This window comes from Exiguobacterium sp. K1, assembly GCF_033721435.1.
GTDB classification, from domain to species: Bacteria; Bacillota; Bacilli; order Exiguobacteriales; family Exiguobacteriaceae; genus Exiguobacterium_A; species Exiguobacterium_A artemiae.
In genome coordinates this window covers 1-15,350 of record NZ_JAOTIT010000003.1, presented here as the reverse complement: position 1 = coordinate 15,350, position 15,350 = coordinate 1, and the positions used below count along the sequence as shown (strand labels likewise).

The following is a 15,350-nucleotide window of genomic DNA, read 5'->3' as shown; positions in this document are numbered from 1 at the left end:
ACTTTACATGAATTTGGTAACGGTTGCACGATTTACGTCTTTCTTCCTGACGGGTACTAAAAAAAACGGCAGAGCATCAATCATGCTCTGCCGTTTTCCACTTTCAGTTTTAATGCTTATTGAATTTGTTCGACTTCTTGCATTACTTCATCTTCAATCATCTGACGTTTACGTGTTGTTTCTGTAGCGTCAGGTGATGTCACGCTGAAATAGAATTTGATTTTCGGTTCAGTCCCTGATGGGCGGAGGCAGAACCACGAACCGTCTTCCAACGTGAATTTCAAGACATTAGATTTCGGCAGATTGATCGGTGACGGCTGATGCTTCACCAAATCATGCGAAATGCTTGCATCGTAGTCTTCAAATAAGACGACTTTTTCACCCGCTACTTGTTTTGGCGGATGCTCGCGGAACGTATCCATGATCCGGCCGATTTGCGCGACACCGTCTTTCCCTTTGAGCGTCAACGAACGCAGTGATTCTTCAAAGTAACCGAACTGCTCATAGATGGCTTGTAATGCCTCGTACAGCGTCCGTCCTTCTTTCTTGTGATACGCTGTCATCTCGGCAGCAAGCAGGCAGGCTTGGACGGCATCCTTGTCACGGCAGAAGTCGCCGATCAAGTAACCGTAACTTTCTTCATAACCAAACAGATATTCATATTCACCGGATTCATTATATTGCTTGATTTTTTCACCGATAAATTTAAATCCTGTTAATGTATTTTCAACGTGTAAGTCATAATGTCTTGCAATCAAGGCTCCGAGTTCCGATGTAACAATCGTTTTTGCTACAAAACCGTTTTTCGGCAATGTGCCTTGTGCCGCTTTTTGTGACAAGATGTAGTCGAGCAATAACGCGCCGGTCTGGTTCCCTGTAAGCACGACCCACTCTCCGTCCGCATCACGTGTCGCAACACCGACACGGTCGGCATCCGGATCCGTCGCGAGTAACACATCTGCATCGACACGGTCTCCGTATTCAATGGCTAACTTAAATGCTGCATGTTCTTCCGGATTCGGAGAAGAAACAGTTGGGAACGCGCCATCCGGCTTCGCTTGTTCTTCGACGACCGTCACGTGTTCAAACCCGTAACTCTTCAATCCGACTGTGACCGGTACAAGCCCTGTCCCGTGAAGCGGAGTAAAGACAATTTTCAGCGGTGCCGTTAACTCGTCTTGAATCGTCGGTAAGACACGAATCGTTTTGAGTTGTTCCTGGTATGCGTCATCCAGCTGTTCGCCGACACGTACGATCAATCCATTTGCACGCAAGACTTCTTCTGCTTCCAGTTCAATTGAAAGTTCATCTGCCACTTGATCGACATAAGAGACGAGGTCGTCCGCTTCTTTCGGCGGTAATTGGCCGCCGTCATTCCCATAGACTTTATAGCCGTTATATTCCGGCGGGTTATGACTGGCTGTAATGACGATTCCGCCTGCTGCCCGAAGTTCACGCACGGCAAATGACAGTTCCGGTGTCGGACGAAGTCCATCGAACAAATAAGCTTTGATTCCATTACTGGCAAGCGTCTTCGCTGCTTCTAATGCAAACTCCGGAGAGTAGTGACGGGAGTCATGGGCGATGACAATCCCTTGCGCGACCGCTTCCGCACCTTCCGCCTTGATAAAGTCAGCAAACCCTTGTGAGGCTTTACGTACCGTGTAGACATTCATCCGGTTCGTTCCGACACCGATCTCCCCACGCATACCGCCTGTCCCGAATTCCAACTCTTTGTAAAAGGCTTCCTCGGCTGCTTTATCGTCGTTCGCGAGTGCCGTCAACTCTTCTTTTAGTTCCGTTTCCAGGCCTGCAAACTGATTCCATTTTTGATAGGTCTCTTTCCATGACATATAGTGTCCACTCCTTTAAGTTTGACTGCATGAGATATTTGTTACGACTTGCGATAAAACGGTACCTTTCATATGATTACTTTAGAAAGGGTCAAGGTGATGTTCATGTTTCCAACCATTCAAATGACTGACTTGCAGCAACTTGTCCATACGGATCAGATTCGCTGGTTTGATTGTCGCTATGATTTGCAACATCCCGATTATGGTCGTGAAGCGTTTAAGGAAAGCCATGTCGCGGGCGCACAGTATTTAGATTTATCAACTGATTTATCAGGACCACGTTCCAAGACGGGCGGACGTCATCCACTCCCGTCCAAGGAGCAGTGGGTCGGCACGTTGCAGTCGCTCGGAGTCGAGCGTGATGACTTCATCGTCCTCTATGATGACGGCTTCCCCTACGCCGCCCGTGCCTGGTGGCTCTTTAAATGGGCCGGCCACGAACGTGTCGTTGTCCTTGAAGGTGGACTGTCGTCTTATCTCGCGTTTGACTTCCCTATGAGTACGGAATCAACTGTTTTTGAAAAATCGACCTATCAAGCCGACTTTCAAGATGACATGCTGATTCAGTATGAAGAAGTTAAAAACCGTCCGGCAGAAACGTATCTCGTCGATTCCCGCTCACCTGATCGGTTCCAAGGTCAAAATGAAACGATTGATCCGATCGTCGGCCATATTCCGGGTGCCGTGAACTGTTTCTTCGAAGAAGCGATTTCACCAGACCGCCGCTTGAAAGATGCGGAAGATTTGAAGGAATTGTACGCTGATCTGCTCGAAGCGGAATCTCCAATTCTTTATTGCGGCAGCGGCGTGACCGCTTGCGTCAATGTCCTTGCCTTGCACGCTTTAGGTAAAACCGATGTCCGGCTCTATGCTGGATCTTACAGCGACTGGATCAGCCAAACCGATGAGGTCGCACGATAACGTACACGAAAGTCCGATTCTCATCGGACTTTTTTTAGATTTGAACCGGTTTGATGTTCCAAATCGCATTCGCATACTCTTTAATGGTCCGGTCACTCGAGAAGACACCGGATTTTCCGATATTCATGATGACCATCTTGTACCATTTCTCAGGATCCTGGTAAGCCCGTCCGATTCTTTCCTGTGCTTGTTGGTACGATAAAAAGTCTTTTAAAATCAGATATTCATCGTTGTACGTCAACAGAGAATCATAGATGGCCTGGAACTCTCCTGTCGGGAAAAGCGAGCCGTCAACCAGTCCGTCAATGACGCGGCGCAGTTCAGGCTGTGCACTGTATTGATCGTACGCACTGTATCCGCCGTATTTTTTATAGTTCATGACTTCTTGCGGCGTCAGACCAAAAATGAAGATGTTTGGATCTTCGACTTCATCCCGAATCTCAATGTTGGCACCGTCCAGCGTTCCGACCGTCAATGCCCCGTTCATCATGAATTTCATGTTGCCGGTTCCTGATGCTTCGTAACTTGCTGTCGAAATCTGTTCACTGACATCACTGGCAGGGAAGATTTTTTCTGCAAGCGATACACGGTAGTTCTCAAGGAATACAACCTTCATGTAAGGACTGATATCCGGATCCGAATTGATCAGATTCGCGAGAGCATTGATATAACGGATGACCTCTTTTGCATAATGATAGCCAGGAGCTGCTTTCGCACCGAAAATAAACGTCCGCGGTGTCATCTGGAACGATTGATCTTCTTTTAGACGGTAGTACAAAGAATGAATATGAAGCGCGTTAAGTAATTGTCGTTTATACGCATGAAGCCGTTTGACTTGGACATCGAAAATCGAATGCGTATCAACAACGATTCCCGTTTCGCTCTTAATCAACTCTGCCAATTCCTTTTTACTCGCCAACTTAATCGCCTGGATGTCCTGCTGAAGCGTACGATCCTCTGCGAATTTCGTCAGCTTTTGTAAATCGGACGGATGATTGATCCAGCTGTCTCCGATTGCTTCCGTCACACGGTCGGCAAGTAAAGGATTCGATAACAGGAACCAGCGGCGGTGTGTAATCCCGTTCGTTTTATTATTAAAGCGAAGCGGGAACATCTCGTAAAACAATCGCATTTCGCGTTGCTTGAGAATTTCCGTATGGATTTGAGCTACACCGTTCGTTGAATGGGTACCGACGACAGCCAAATTCGCCATGTTGATCATTCCGTCTGCGATGATGGCGATTTCGCGCATGTTCGCTTCCAGATGCGGATAGTTATCAAGGACATCCTTACAGAATCGACGGTTGATTTCTTCGACGATCAGATAAATACGCGGCAATAGGTTGCGGAACAGATCAACCGGCCAGCGTTCCAATGCTTCCGAAAGCAACGTATGGTTCGTAAAGGACATGACACTTTTCGTGATCCGCCACGATTCTTCCCACGAATACTCTTCTTCATCAATCAATATCCGCATCAATTCAGGAATCGCAACGACCGGATGTGTATCGTTGATATGGATTGCAATTTGATTTCCCAGATGCTTCAGCGACGTATTTCGTTTTTTATGTGACAACAGGATACTCCGCAGTCCTGCCGAGACGAAGAAGTACTGTTGCTTCAGACGTAAGACTTTCCCTTCATACGTCGTATCATCCGGATATAAAAATTCGGAAATCGTCTGGATTGCCTGTTTGTGGCTCAGCAGGTCTTTATAGTTGCCTCGGTGTTGACTTAACAGTTCATCGTCGTCATACGGCGACTCAGCGCTCCACAGACGTAAGTTATTGACGATTCCGTTCTGATACCCGACGATCGGCATGTCATAAGGGACAGCACGAACAATTTCTGCCGGTTCATGATGGACACGGTACTTGCCGCCTTCGACTTCCTCGAGCCAAACGTTTCCGCCAAACGGAATGTCGACCGCTTTGTCCGAACGGCGGATTTCCCACATGTTGCCGTTCTTCAACCAGTTATCCGGAAGCTCGACTTGGTAGCCGTCGATGATTTTTTGTTTGAACAGACCATACTGGTAACGGATACCGTTTCCGTGCCCCGGCAAGCCGAGTGCAGCGAGTGAATCGAGGAAACAGGCTGCTAAACGGCCCAGCCCCCCATTTCCAAGACCCGGTTCCGGCTCTTCTTCCGTCAAATCAGCCAAATCATAGCCGAGTTCTGAAAGACCGCTTCGCACCTCTTCCAACACATCGAGACTCAACAGGTTATTGTAGAGGAATCGACCGAGTAAAAATTCAAGTGAAAAATAATAGACTTGTTTACTTTTTTTATGGATATAGGTTTCTTTCGTCCGCATCCAGTCCGTCGTGACATATTCCCGCACCATGTAGGCTAACGTCTGGTATACATCATTTTCTGTTGCATCATCTAGCGCCTTACCATGCATGGAAATAAATCGCTCATTAAACCTCTTCTTGAACTTCTCTTTGTCTTTAAACATCACAAAACCCCATTTCCCGTAATCCCCTTCAGTCAGCAGACGGTGCGATTAAACGATAGAGCGCCAAATATTCATCAGCCGATCGAATCCAGCTGAAGTCTTCTTGCATCGCTGTCTCAATCAGATGCTTGAATACAGGTTTATCATGATACGTCTCAATCGTCCGTTTAATGGCATCAAGGAACTCCTGCGCATTATAATTCGAGAATGAGAAGCCGTTTCCCTCTAAAGTGAACTGATTAAATGGTTGAACCGTATCCCGTAAGCCGCCCGTTTCCCGAACGATCGGCAATGAACCGTATTTCATCGAGATCAATTGACTGAGACCACACGGTTCGAAACGTGACGGCATCAAGAAAGCGTCACTTCCGGCGTAAATCCGTTGAGCGAGTCCGACATCAAAACCGATGTAGGAAGCTACTTTATCCGGACGAATCGTTGAAGCATGTCGGAACAATCCTTCATACTCCGCCTCTCCCGAACCCAAAATGATGAACTGGGCATCGAGTTCAAACAGATCCGGCAAAATATGGGCGAGTAAATCGATCCCTTTTTGATCGACAAGACGCGAGACAAATCCAAATAGAGGAACGTCCGGATTAACCGGTAAACCGAGTTCCTGTTGCAAGGCTGCCTTATTGGCTGCTTTTCCTTCTTCAACCGTCTTTACATCATAGTTCTCTACCAGATGTTCATCCGTATCCGGACTGAACTGCCGGTAATCAATACCGTTCAAAATCCCGCGGACGTCGACGGCACGGTGTTGCAAGACGGGTTCCAATGTTTCCCCGTAGTATGGATCCATGATTTCATCACGGTAAGACGGACTGACGGTCGTAATTTGGTTGGCATGGACAAGTCCAGCTTTCATGTAGTTAACGAGTCCGTTATGGGCGATACCGTCTGCCGTGAAGTGTTCATGGCTGAGCCCTAGCAGGTCGCCGAGTACTTCTTCCGGGAAGACACCTTGATATTGCAGGTTATGGATTGTAAAGACCGTTTTGATTTCCTGATAACGTGTCAGGTGTTGATAATGAATTCGCAGGAACGCCGGCAGGACACCTGTCTGCCAATCGTGACAGTGAATGACATCCGGGACTTCGTCTGCATCGACACGCTGAATCATTTCAAGGACGGCTCTTGAGAAATAGGCAAAACGCTCCGCGTCGTCATAATGGCCGTAAATGACCCCATCACGCTTGAAGTAATATTCATTGTCAATGAAATAAAACGTGACGCCATCTTGTTTTAAACGCAAGACTGCTCCAAACTGCTGACGCCATCCGACCGGAACGATAAAATCAAATAAAAATTCCATTTCCAGTTTGTATTGTTCTTTAATTTGACCGTAGTTCGGTAAAATGACCGAAACTTCCGCACCCTCTTCAGCAAGCGCTAAAGGGAGCGAGCCGACGACGTCAGCTAGCCCCCCTGTCTTGATGAATGGTGTCGCTTCTGTGGCAGCAAACCATACCTTCATGATGACATCCCCTTTAAACGATTGTTTGTTTTTTAATGACAATCGGTTCTTCCGCAGTTCCGCGGATGACTTGTCCGCGCTTCACTGTTACCTCTTTGTCAAGGATCGCGTATTCAACGACTGCGCCTTCTTCGATGACTGATTTTTGCATGATGATCGAGTTTTTGATCCGCGCATGTTTCCCGACTTTGACGCCACGGAAAAGGATACTGTCCGTTGCTGTTCCTTCTAGCTTACATCCGTTTGCGACAAGCGAATTCTTGATGGTCGATCCCGGTAAATAACGTGTCGGCGGTTCGTGTTTGATTTTCGTATAGACGTGTTGGAAGTCATTGATGGCTCCCCACTGCTCAAGCAACAGCATGCTTTCACGGTAATACGAGCGAAGGGAATGAATCACTTGTGATGTCCCTGTGTATTCATAACCGTGAACATGGAGTCGGTTTAACTGGGAACGGATGATACTTTGCAGCAAATCATATTCTCCGCGGCCGATTGCTTCGTCGACGAGACGGACAAACAAGTTTTTCGACAGGACAACAGTTTCCATGTAGAACGTCTCATCCGATGGTTCATACCCGCGTGAACCGATTGCCGTCACACGATTTTGCTCGCTGAACCGAATCGGACGGCAGTATTTACACGGCAAGTCACGTTTCGTATAAACAACCGTAATATCAGCGTTTGAGGCTTTATGTTCACGCAAGACATCGCGGTAATCGACAGCAGATAAAATGTTTGATCCCGAAATCACGACGTAGTTCTCTTTACTGCGCAAGAAGAAGTCGCGGTGCAAATGGAAGTTTGATAAATCACCACGGAATTCATGGGCATCTTGTGATAAAGCCGGCGGGAAAATATAAAGTCCGCCGTTTGACCGGTCCAAGTCCCACTCTTTGCCGGATCCTAAGTGATCCATCATGGCGCGGTATTTTTCAAGTGTAAAGACACCGATATTCGCAATCTCATTTTGAACCATGTTCGTTAATGTGAAATCGATGAGCCGATATCGACCCGCGAATGGTACGGCAGCTAAGTTGCGGTGTTCCGTCAATTCTTTAAAGAACCCTTCTTCACCGCTCAGATTGATGACTCCTAGTAAATCTGCTTTCATCGGTACTTCCCCCTTATTGGATCGCTTCTTTGACGACTTCATTTTTTGGAATAACACTGTTTGCTTCGATGACGAAGACTTCACCATTCGGTGTTCCGATTGTTGCTCCGTCTTCTACAACGACACCGTCTGCAAGGATTGCCCGGTGAATCGTGACATCTTTACCAATCTTAACGTTCGGGAAGATGACCGAATCTTTTACAAGCGAACCTTCTGCAACATCAACGCCGTAAAAGAGAACCGAATGATTGATTTCGCCTTCAATATGGCATCCTTCGTTGATAATCGAAGTCTCAATGGAAGCATTGTTCCCGATGTATTGCGGTTGTTGGTTCGGGTTGACGGAATGTACTTTCCAAGACGGTTCGTAGAGATCAAACTCCGGATCCGCTTCAAGTAAGTCCATGTTGGCTTCCCAAAGTGATTGGATTGTTCCGACGTCTTTCCAGTATCCTTTGAATTTATAGGCGCGAATATTTAAGTTTTCGTATAACATGTTCGGAATAATGTTTTTCCCGAAGTCAAAGCTTGACTCGGCATCCCCGGCATCTTGAATCAGGTGACGTTTTAAGACATCCCAGTTAAAGACGTAAATCCCCATTGAAGCCAGGTTCGATTTTGGATTTTCCGGTTTTTCTTCAAATTCATTGATTCGAAGATCTTCGTCCGTATTCAAAATTCCGAAGCGCGGTGCTTCTTCCCAAGGAACTTCACGAACAGAAATCGTAACGTCTGCTCCCCCTTGACGATGTTCCTCAATCATTTTTTCGTAATCCATCTTGTAAATGTGATCCCCTGACAAGACAAGCACATAATCTGGATCGTATTGGTTGATGTAACTCATGTTACGGTAGATGGCATTCGCCGTTCCTTCATACCAATTTTTCCCGTTTTGGGCTTGGTAAGGAGGCAGGATCGTTAAGCCACCGTTCCGGCGGTCAAGATCCCAGGCACTTCCGATTCCGAGATAGCGGTTCAGTTCAAGTGGTTCGTATTGCGTTAAGACTCCTACTGTGTCGATTCCTGAGTTCGTACAGTTGGATAACGGGAAATCGATGATGCGATATTTCCCTCCAAACGCGACCGCTGGTTTTGCTGTGTGTTTCGTAAGTGCTCCTAGACGTTTTCCTTCTCCGCCAGCAAGCAACATCGCGACGACATTCTTTTTAGCCATTTCGTCCCCTCCAGTTTGTGCTCTTTTTTTACATCAATCATGTGCTCTAATTTATACAGATACTCTTATATACCCACCTTTTCTCTTTTTAATATAACATTCCTGCAAAATAGGTTTATTAAAATACAAATTTCTTAAATTTTTCTACTGTTTTCTCCAAAAAAGACCGATAATAGGAATGAAATGCCGTTTGAAAGGAGTTTTCATGAGAATCACGACAGGATATGCCCTAGTGTTGGCTTTAGCTTTTAGTTTAGTACTAACACTTTTTTCAGTGCGTAATCAGTTGGATCTTGCACAGGATTTGTTCAGTTGGGCTGATCAAAAAACGACTGAACGCCCTCTTGCTTCCTATCAACCGATTACTGTCACGTATCAAAAAGAGCGCCTCGAACTCTATGACGGACTTCGTCGGAACGATTTAAAAGCAAGTGCTCTGCCGCCAAAGGTAGCACAGGCTTTCATCGCGATTGAAGACCAGCGATTTTATCAGCATGACGGTTATGATATCACCGGTATTTTGCGAGCGTTTACAGAAAATCAGTCCGGTGATAACAAAGGTCAAGGTGGAAGTACGATCACCCAACAATTGGCACGGATGACTTATCTTTCCACCGAGAAAACCTATACTAGAAAAATAAAAGAAATCTTAATTGCAATGGAACTTGAGCAAAAATATTCTAAAAAAGAGCTTTTAACCGCATACGTCAATCAAGCGTATTTCGCGAATAATATTTACGGTATCGAGCTCGCAGCCACATCGTATCTCGGAAAACATGCGGAAGATTTGAGTTGGGCGGAAGTCAGTTATTTGGCTGCGATTCCAAATAATCCGTCTCTTTACAATCCATTGCGGTTTCCAAAAAACACGGGCAAACGTCAACAGCGTATCTTAAAAGCGTTGCAACAGACACAGGACATTCCAAATAAAGTCCGAAAACAGTCCATCAACGTTTCGTTCAATAAGCCGACCATCCGGTATCCTGATTACATCGATGCCAGCGTGTCGGAAGCAATCCGCCAGACAGCTGCTTTAAAAAATTTGAACAGGTCACAAGCTGAGCAGTATTTACATCAACACGGTGCCGTCATCCAGACATATCTTGATCCTGCAGAGCAGACGCGGGCCAAACAAGCGATTCAACGACTCCCTCATCCGATTGAAGGTGCTTATGTTGGAATCGACGGGGACACACGCGGTGTGACAGCACTTGTCGGCAATAAATCTAACGTGCCGGGTCAGCTCAATCGGGCGGTTCAATCTTATCGTCAACCCGGCTCCACATTGAAACCGTTGCTTGTTTATGGTCCTTATCTCGAAAAGACAAAAAAAACGTTAACGAGTCGATTAGACGGAAGCCCTGTTTGTTTTGACGGGTACTGTCCGCAAAACAGCAGCAACCGGGTTCTGGGCAGTGTGACGATTGCCGATGCGATTGCATACTCCTACAATACACCGGCCTTACGCGCCTTTTCTGTTTCATTCAATGAAGGATTAAAGACCATCCGACCGTTTCGATTCAGTCAGTGGACCGAAGAAGATAATTCATACAACAGTGCGCTCGGCGGGCTAAAATACGGTGTCAGTCCACTTGAACTCACCAATGCCTACACCACCCTTGTCAATAATGGACTGTACAGTCCCTCCTCGATGATCCGCACCATCACGACGGATCAGGGAACCCTTTACCGTCATGTGATGTCAACGGACCGGATTTGGTCGAGTCGAACAAACCAGTTACTGCGTAAAGGGCTCCATAACGTCATGACATACGGTACAGGGCGGTTGGGTTACGATCCCGCCCCGGCTTATATCGGAGGCAAGACAGGTACGACGAACGACAATAAGGACATGTGGTTTGTCGGTATGAAAAATCAACATGTCGGCGGAATCTGGATTGGGGCGGACATCCCCCGTGCCTTCCCGAGTGAAGCCAACAGTACGTTACAAGTCAGGACATGGGCTTCGATCGTCCAGTGACTTATTTCGGGAAAAGAACAGCCTGTCCAAGCGAATTAAACAGGCTTAGTCCGACCCATGCCAGTCCGGCAAGTAACATGCCCCATGCCAGGAAAAGAAAGACGACTAATCCGATGGCCCCTGCAGAGGAAGTCATTTTACTGATTTGAAACACGTAAAAGAAAAAATAGATTAAAAAAGAACCGGCCAGTACGAGACAGACTAACGGAAAAGATGTCATGAACGCAAAACTAATGCATCCTCCAACCAACAGGAGAATACTGCCGGGACGTAACATACTCAACGTCGTTCCGACCTGTTCTTTAATGAAAAACGCAAACCCAAGCTGATTAATCGTGTCTGAAATCAGTTTCAAGGAACTGAAAATCATAAAATAAATGATTAAAAAGCCGAGCCATACGAGTAACTTCGTGTTACGTGCACTGAGTATTTGCAGTAACTCGTCGTAGACCCCGACGTTGTTCAGCCATGTCAGTGCAAGCTCTGACGTAGCAATCGCAAGAGACGTACTGAACAGCAGGATGCTGATCAGCGGGGCATAACTCAATAAGTAGACGTTCGTCCGCATTTCGAATCTCCATTCATAGAAATTTCATATGTAGCACACAATTACACTAGCAAGTATACTATAATAGATTATATCGGTTATTGAGACTAAAGGGGGAAGCAAAAATGGCATTTATTTTAATGGTAGGCGTTAGTCTCGCTTTCTTGACAGCGATTTTCACTGCAGGCTACAACAAAAAACCTGAAGGTAACGAATAAAACAAAACCCCCTGCCCGGTCATTCGGGTCAGGGGGTTTTGTTGTTTTACAATAGATTGGCATATCCTTGTTGTCGGAGCGCTTCATACACGATGATTGCGGCCGTGTTCGAAACATTAAGCGAACGTACAAGATTCGATTGCGGAAGACGGATGCATCGTTCCAGATTCTCATCGATGACGTTTAACGGCAATCCTTTTGTTTCCCGTCCGAAAACGAAAAAGTAGTCTTCTTCAACGTTCGACAAATCGACTTGGCTTGGATATTTCTCTCCATACTTCGTAATATAGTAGAACGTCCCATCCGGATGTTTATCCCATAATTCTTCCAACGAATCATGATACCTGACATCAACAAACTCCCAATAATCAAGACCTGCCCGTTTCAACTGTTTATCATCCGTTGAAAATCCAAGCGGTCGGATTAAATGCAAGACGGAATGCGTTGCTGCGCATGTCCGTGAAATGTTACCTGTATTTTGCGGAATTTCTGGTTGATACATAACGACGTGAATAGCCATATTAATTCTTCTCTCCTAACTCATGCGCAAGCAGCGCTTCTTTATGGACAATACCGCTGGCAAACCCCGTCATTTTACCGGATGCCCCAATAATCCGGTGACACGGATAAATCAAAGCAATCGGATTCCGGTTCAAGGCCCCACCGACGGCACGGGCCGCCTTGTCGGAACCAATCATTCGTGCAAGTTGTCCGTAACTGGCTGTCTGTCCGAACGGAATCGATCGTAAAGCCTCCAAAACACGGTGCTGAAAAGCAGTCACTTCCAGGCGACAAGAAATGGTATTCAATGCTTCCGGCTGTCCCTGTTCATAGGCATCCAGTGCGTCGGCCAGAAAATCAGGCAACGATGCCTCATAGTAAGCAGCCGGATCAAGATACTTCTTCAGACGAGCCATATCATGTCCAAAATCAAGATAGACGACTTCCTCTTCTTCCCAACCGATGACCAACTCACCAAACGTATATGACATCTTTTTATATGGCATGTCCGTTCCCCCATTCCTCAAGCAAACGGTTCCCTTCCACTTGAACATCTTCAGCAGAATCCGTCAACAGTCGTTTTTGAATGTAGTCTTCCGCTTCTTGACCGGCAATCCGACCGACAGCCCAAATCGCAAGCGCCCGCATATCTTCGCGCTGATCGGTTTCAGCCATCAACCGTAAAGCATCAAGTGCCGTCCGGTCCTGGTAATGAACGAGCGCACAGACGGCATTCCGTTGAATCGGTTTTTTTCCGCGCCATGCGCCCGACAATGAACCGAACCGTGATTTAAATTCGCGATTACTGAGTGAAAGCAACGGAATCAATAACGGTTTAACCTGTTCCGGATCGGGTTGCAGTTCGCTGTGCTGTGTCGCATTTTTCTTGCGGTTATAGGGACAGACTTGCTGACACGTGTCGCATCCGTATAGACGATTCCCTAAAGCATATCGGAAATGCTCGGGAATGAGTGTCTTCGTTTGTGTAATAAAGGAGATACACCGTTTTGCATCGATGACACCCGGTTCAATCAGTGCATCCGTCGGACAGGCATCAAGACATTTATTACAAGAACCGCACAGTTCTTCCACAGATTCATCCGGCGGCAGATATTGATCTGTAATCAGTTCCCCGAGATACAGATAAGAACCATGCTCCTCACTGATGATGGAACAGTTTTTCCCGCTGAAGCCGATACCGGCCCGTTCTGCGACTGCCCGGTCCACCAGTTCCCCCGTATCGACCATCGAACGGGACCGGGCTCCGGGTGACAGCTCCTGAATTTTTTCTTCGAGCAGCGTCAAACGCTGTTTTAAAGCTTGATGATAGTCAAGCCCCCAGGAAGAGCGTCCGAAGATCCCGCGCCGTTCTCCTTCTTTTCCGCGTGGTGCGTCTTTTAGTTTACTGGGATAAGCAACAGCAATCGCAATGATGGAGACAGCATCTTCAAGCAATAATGCAGGTGTCGTCCGACGTTCGAGATCCGGTTCTTCAAACCCGGAAGCATATCCTTTTTCTTGCTGTTCCATGAGCCGTTGCTTCATGACTAAAAATGGATCGGCTGTCGTCACTCGAAACTCATCAATTCCGATTTCTTTTGCATACGCTTGTAACTCTCTTTTTAACATGTCTCCACGCATCTGATCTCTCCTTTCCCTTATTGCTTTGAATAATATAATGGCTAAACAAAAAGAGCAAAGTGTCAATTAAAACGACACTTTGCTCTTTTCAGGTAAGCGGGTGAAGAGAATCGAACTCTCATCATCAGCTTGGAAGGCTGAGGTTTTACCACTAAACTACACCCGCATAATCAGATAATTCTTGAATGAGATTGTAAAAAGGTAAAAGCGGGTGAAGGGAATCGAACCCTCATCATCAGCTTGGAAGGCTGAGGTTTTACCACTAAACTACACCCGCAAGATACCGGTGGTCGGAATCGAACCGACACTCCAAAGGAACACGATTTTGAGTCGTGCGCGTCTACCAGTTCCGCCACACCGGCACAATCTCTTGCAAAACTATTTAATTAAAAATGATTGGAGGCGCCAGTCAGAATCGAACTGACGATAGAGGAGTTGCAGTCCTCTGCCTTACCACTTGGCTATGGCGCCATTTATTGGAGCGGAAGACGGGATTCGAACCCGCGACCCCGACCTTGGCAAGGTCGTATTCTACCACTGAACTACTTCCGCACAAAAAGCTGGGCTGGAAGGGATCGAACCTTCGCATGCTGGAATCAAAATCCAGTGCCTTACCACTTGGCCACAGCCCAATAATAAAAGGGCGACTGATGGGAATTGAACCCACGAATGCCGGAATCACAATCCGGTGCGTTAACCACTTCGCCACAATCGCCGTAATAAAACAGGGGCAGCAGGAATCGAACCCGCGCTGACGGTTTTGGAGACCGTAGTTCTACCGCTAAACTATGCCCCTAAAGTGGTGGGGGGGGGCGGATTCGAACCGCCGAACCCGAGGGAGCGGATTTACAGTCCGCCGCGTTTAGCCACTTCGCTACCCCCCCACAAATGGGAAAACATTTAAAAATCATATGGTGGCTTTGGACGGAATCGAACCGCCGACACGAGGATTTTCAGTCCTCTGCTCTACCGACTGAGCTACAAAGCCTTAACAATGGCGGTCCTGACGGGATTCGAACCCGCGATCTCCTGCGTGACAGGCAGGCATGTTAACCGCTACACCACAGGACCGTATGTAATAATTGCGGGGGCCGGATTTGAACCGACGACCTTTGGGTTATGAGCCCAACGAGCTACCAGACTGCTCCACCCCGCGATGATAAAAAATGGTGACCCGTACGGGAATCGAACCCGTGTTACCGCCGTGAAAGGGCGGTGTCTTAACCGCTTGACCAACGGGCCATCTTAATAACTAAAAATGATATGGCGGAGAGCAAGGGATTCGAACCCTTGAGACGCTTATGACGCCTACACGATTTCCAATCGTGCTCCTTCGGCCACTCGGACAGCTCTCCATTGCATGTGGTGAAGAAGTAATTAATGGCTCCGCAAGTAGGATTTGAACCTACGACCTACCGGTTAACAGCCGGTTGCTCTACCACTGAGCTATTGCGGAACG

Annotated in this window: 11 protein-coding genes and 15 tRNA genes; 2 read left to right on the top strand and 24 right to left on the bottom strand. The window is 47.0% G+C overall.

Annotation, left to right across the window (positions count from 1 at the left end; translation table 11 throughout):
* Positions 1-116: 116 nt before the first annotated feature.
* Positions 117-1,853, bottom strand: coding sequence for a phospho-sugar mutase (locus N7U64_RS07745; RefSeq protein WP_318929179.1), 1,737 nt, complete (start codon positions 1,851-1,853; stop codon positions 117-119).
* 99 nt (positions 1,854-1,952) lie between these two features.
* Here N7U64_RS07745 and N7U64_RS07740 point away from each other — a divergent pair, with 99 nt between their 5' ends.
* Entirely contained in the window at positions 1,953-2,774 is an 822-nt protein-coding gene (locus N7U64_RS07740; RefSeq protein ID WP_318929177.1) for a sulfurtransferase, read from the top strand.
* A 34-nt stretch (positions 2,775-2,808) separates the two neighbouring features.
* On the opposite strand, the gene N7U64_RS07735 is transcribed toward N7U64_RS07740, so the two are convergent.
* From N7U64_RS07735 to N7U64_RS07720, 4 genes are read right to left on the bottom strand one after another with little or no spacing between them, the layout of a single operon-like run.
* Positions 2,809-5,235 carry a glycogen/starch/alpha-glucan phosphorylase gene (locus N7U64_RS07735; protein WP_318929176.1) on the bottom strand — a complete coding sequence of 809 codons (2,427 nt, stop codon included), beginning with the start codon at positions 5,233-5,235 and terminating at the stop codon, positions 2,809-2,811.
* A 28-nt stretch (positions 5,236-5,263) separates the two neighbouring features.
* The gene (gene glgA, locus N7U64_RS07730) at positions 5,264-6,715 is read right to left on the bottom strand and encodes a glycogen synthase GlgA (RefSeq protein WP_290829888.1); all 1,452 of its coding nucleotides are present in this window, start codon (positions 6,713-6,715) and stop codon (positions 5,264-5,266) included.
* A 13-nt stretch (positions 6,716-6,728) separates the two neighbouring features.
* Positions 6,729-7,829 carry a glucose-1-phosphate adenylyltransferase subunit GlgD gene (glgD, locus tag N7U64_RS07725; RefSeq protein WP_318929173.1) on the bottom strand — a complete coding sequence of 367 codons (1,101 nt, stop codon included), beginning with the start codon at positions 7,827-7,829 and terminating at the stop codon, positions 6,729-6,731.
* A gap of 13 nt (positions 7,830-7,842) precedes the next feature.
* A complete protein-coding gene (locus tag N7U64_RS07720; RefSeq protein WP_012369573.1) occupies positions 7,843-9,003 on the bottom strand; it encodes a glucose-1-phosphate adenylyltransferase in 1,161 nt (386 codons plus the stop codon).
* A 205-nt stretch (positions 9,004-9,208) separates the two neighbouring features.
* On the opposite strand from N7U64_RS07720, the gene N7U64_RS07715 reads away from it, so the two are divergent.
* Positions 9,209-10,984: a transglycosylase domain-containing protein gene (locus N7U64_RS07715; protein ID WP_318929172.1), complete on the top strand. Its 1,776-nt coding sequence runs from the start codon at positions 9,209-9,211 to the stop codon at positions 10,982-10,984.
* Between the two features lies 1 nt (position 10,985).
* Here the strand turns inward: N7U64_RS07715 and N7U64_RS07710 are convergent, their stop codons facing one another.
* From N7U64_RS07710 to N7U64_RS07620, 19 genes are all read right to left on the bottom strand, one after another.
* Positions 10,986-11,552 (bottom strand): DUF5366 family protein, encoded by a 567-nt coding sequence (locus N7U64_RS07710; RefSeq protein ID WP_012369571.1) that lies wholly within the window; start codon positions 11,550-11,552, stop codon positions 10,986-10,988.
* Positions 11,553-11,795: 243 nt separating this feature from the next.
* On the bottom strand, positions 11,796-12,269 hold the full coding sequence (gene trmL, locus N7U64_RS07705; protein WP_012369569.1) for a tRNA (uridine(34)/cytosine(34)/5-carboxymethylaminomethyluridine(34)-2'-O)-methyltransferase TrmL: 474 nt from the start codon (positions 12,267-12,269) through the stop codon (positions 11,796-11,798).
* A gap of 1 nt (position 12,270) precedes the next feature.
* Complete coding sequence (locus N7U64_RS07700; protein ID WP_318929170.1) at positions 12,271-12,756, bottom strand: methylated-DNA--[protein]-cysteine S-methyltransferase; 486 nt, start codon at positions 12,754-12,756, stop codon at positions 12,271-12,273.
* Positions 12,746-13,891 carry a tRNA epoxyqueuosine(34) reductase QueG gene (gene queG, locus N7U64_RS07695; RefSeq protein WP_012369567.1) on the bottom strand — a complete coding sequence of 382 codons (1,146 nt, stop codon included), beginning with the start codon at positions 13,889-13,891 and terminating at the stop codon, positions 12,746-12,748. The genes N7U64_RS07700 and queG overlap by 11 nt, the downstream gene beginning before the upstream one ends.
* A 95-nt stretch (positions 13,892-13,986) precedes the next feature.
* Positions 13,987-14,057, bottom strand: a tRNA-Gly gene (locus tag N7U64_RS07690).
* Positions 14,058-14,097: 40 nt separating this feature from the next.
* Positions 14,098-14,168: transfer RNA gene (locus tag N7U64_RS07685), tRNA-Gly, on the bottom strand.
* A 4-nt stretch (positions 14,169-14,172) separates the two neighbouring features.
* Positions 14,173-14,253, bottom strand: a tRNA-Leu gene (locus N7U64_RS07680).
* A 35-nt stretch (positions 14,254-14,288) separates the two neighbouring features.
* Positions 14,289-14,362: transfer RNA gene (locus tag N7U64_RS07675), tRNA-Cys, on the bottom strand.
* A 6-nt stretch (positions 14,363-14,368) separates the two neighbouring features.
* Positions 14,369-14,443, bottom strand: a tRNA-Gly gene (locus N7U64_RS07670).
* Between the two features lie 8 nt (positions 14,444-14,451).
* Positions 14,452-14,523 (bottom strand) — tRNA-Gln (locus N7U64_RS07665).
* A gap of 10 nt (positions 14,524-14,533) precedes the next feature.
* Positions 14,534-14,606 (bottom strand) — tRNA-His (locus tag N7U64_RS07660).
* Between the two features lie 10 nt (positions 14,607-14,616).
* Positions 14,617-14,687: transfer RNA gene (locus tag N7U64_RS07655), tRNA-Trp, on the bottom strand.
* 4 nt (positions 14,688-14,691) lie between these two features.
* Positions 14,692-14,775, bottom strand: a tRNA-Tyr gene (locus N7U64_RS07650).
* A gap of 28 nt (positions 14,776-14,803) precedes the next feature.
* Positions 14,804-14,879, bottom strand: a tRNA-Phe gene (locus N7U64_RS07645).
* A gap of 7 nt (positions 14,880-14,886) precedes the next feature.
* Positions 14,887-14,962, bottom strand: a tRNA-Asp gene (locus N7U64_RS07640).
* A gap of 11 nt (positions 14,963-14,973) precedes the next feature.
* Positions 14,974-15,047: transfer RNA gene (locus tag N7U64_RS07635), tRNA-Met, on the bottom strand.
* An 11-nt stretch (positions 15,048-15,058) separates the two neighbouring features.
* Positions 15,059-15,133, bottom strand: a tRNA-Glu gene (locus N7U64_RS07630).
* A 22-nt stretch (positions 15,134-15,155) separates the two neighbouring features.
* Positions 15,156-15,246 (bottom strand) — tRNA-Ser (locus tag N7U64_RS07625).
* A 26-nt stretch (positions 15,247-15,272) separates the two neighbouring features.
* A tRNA-Asn gene (locus N7U64_RS07620) sits at positions 15,273-15,347 on the bottom strand.
* Positions 15,348-15,350 lie beyond the last annotated feature (3 nt).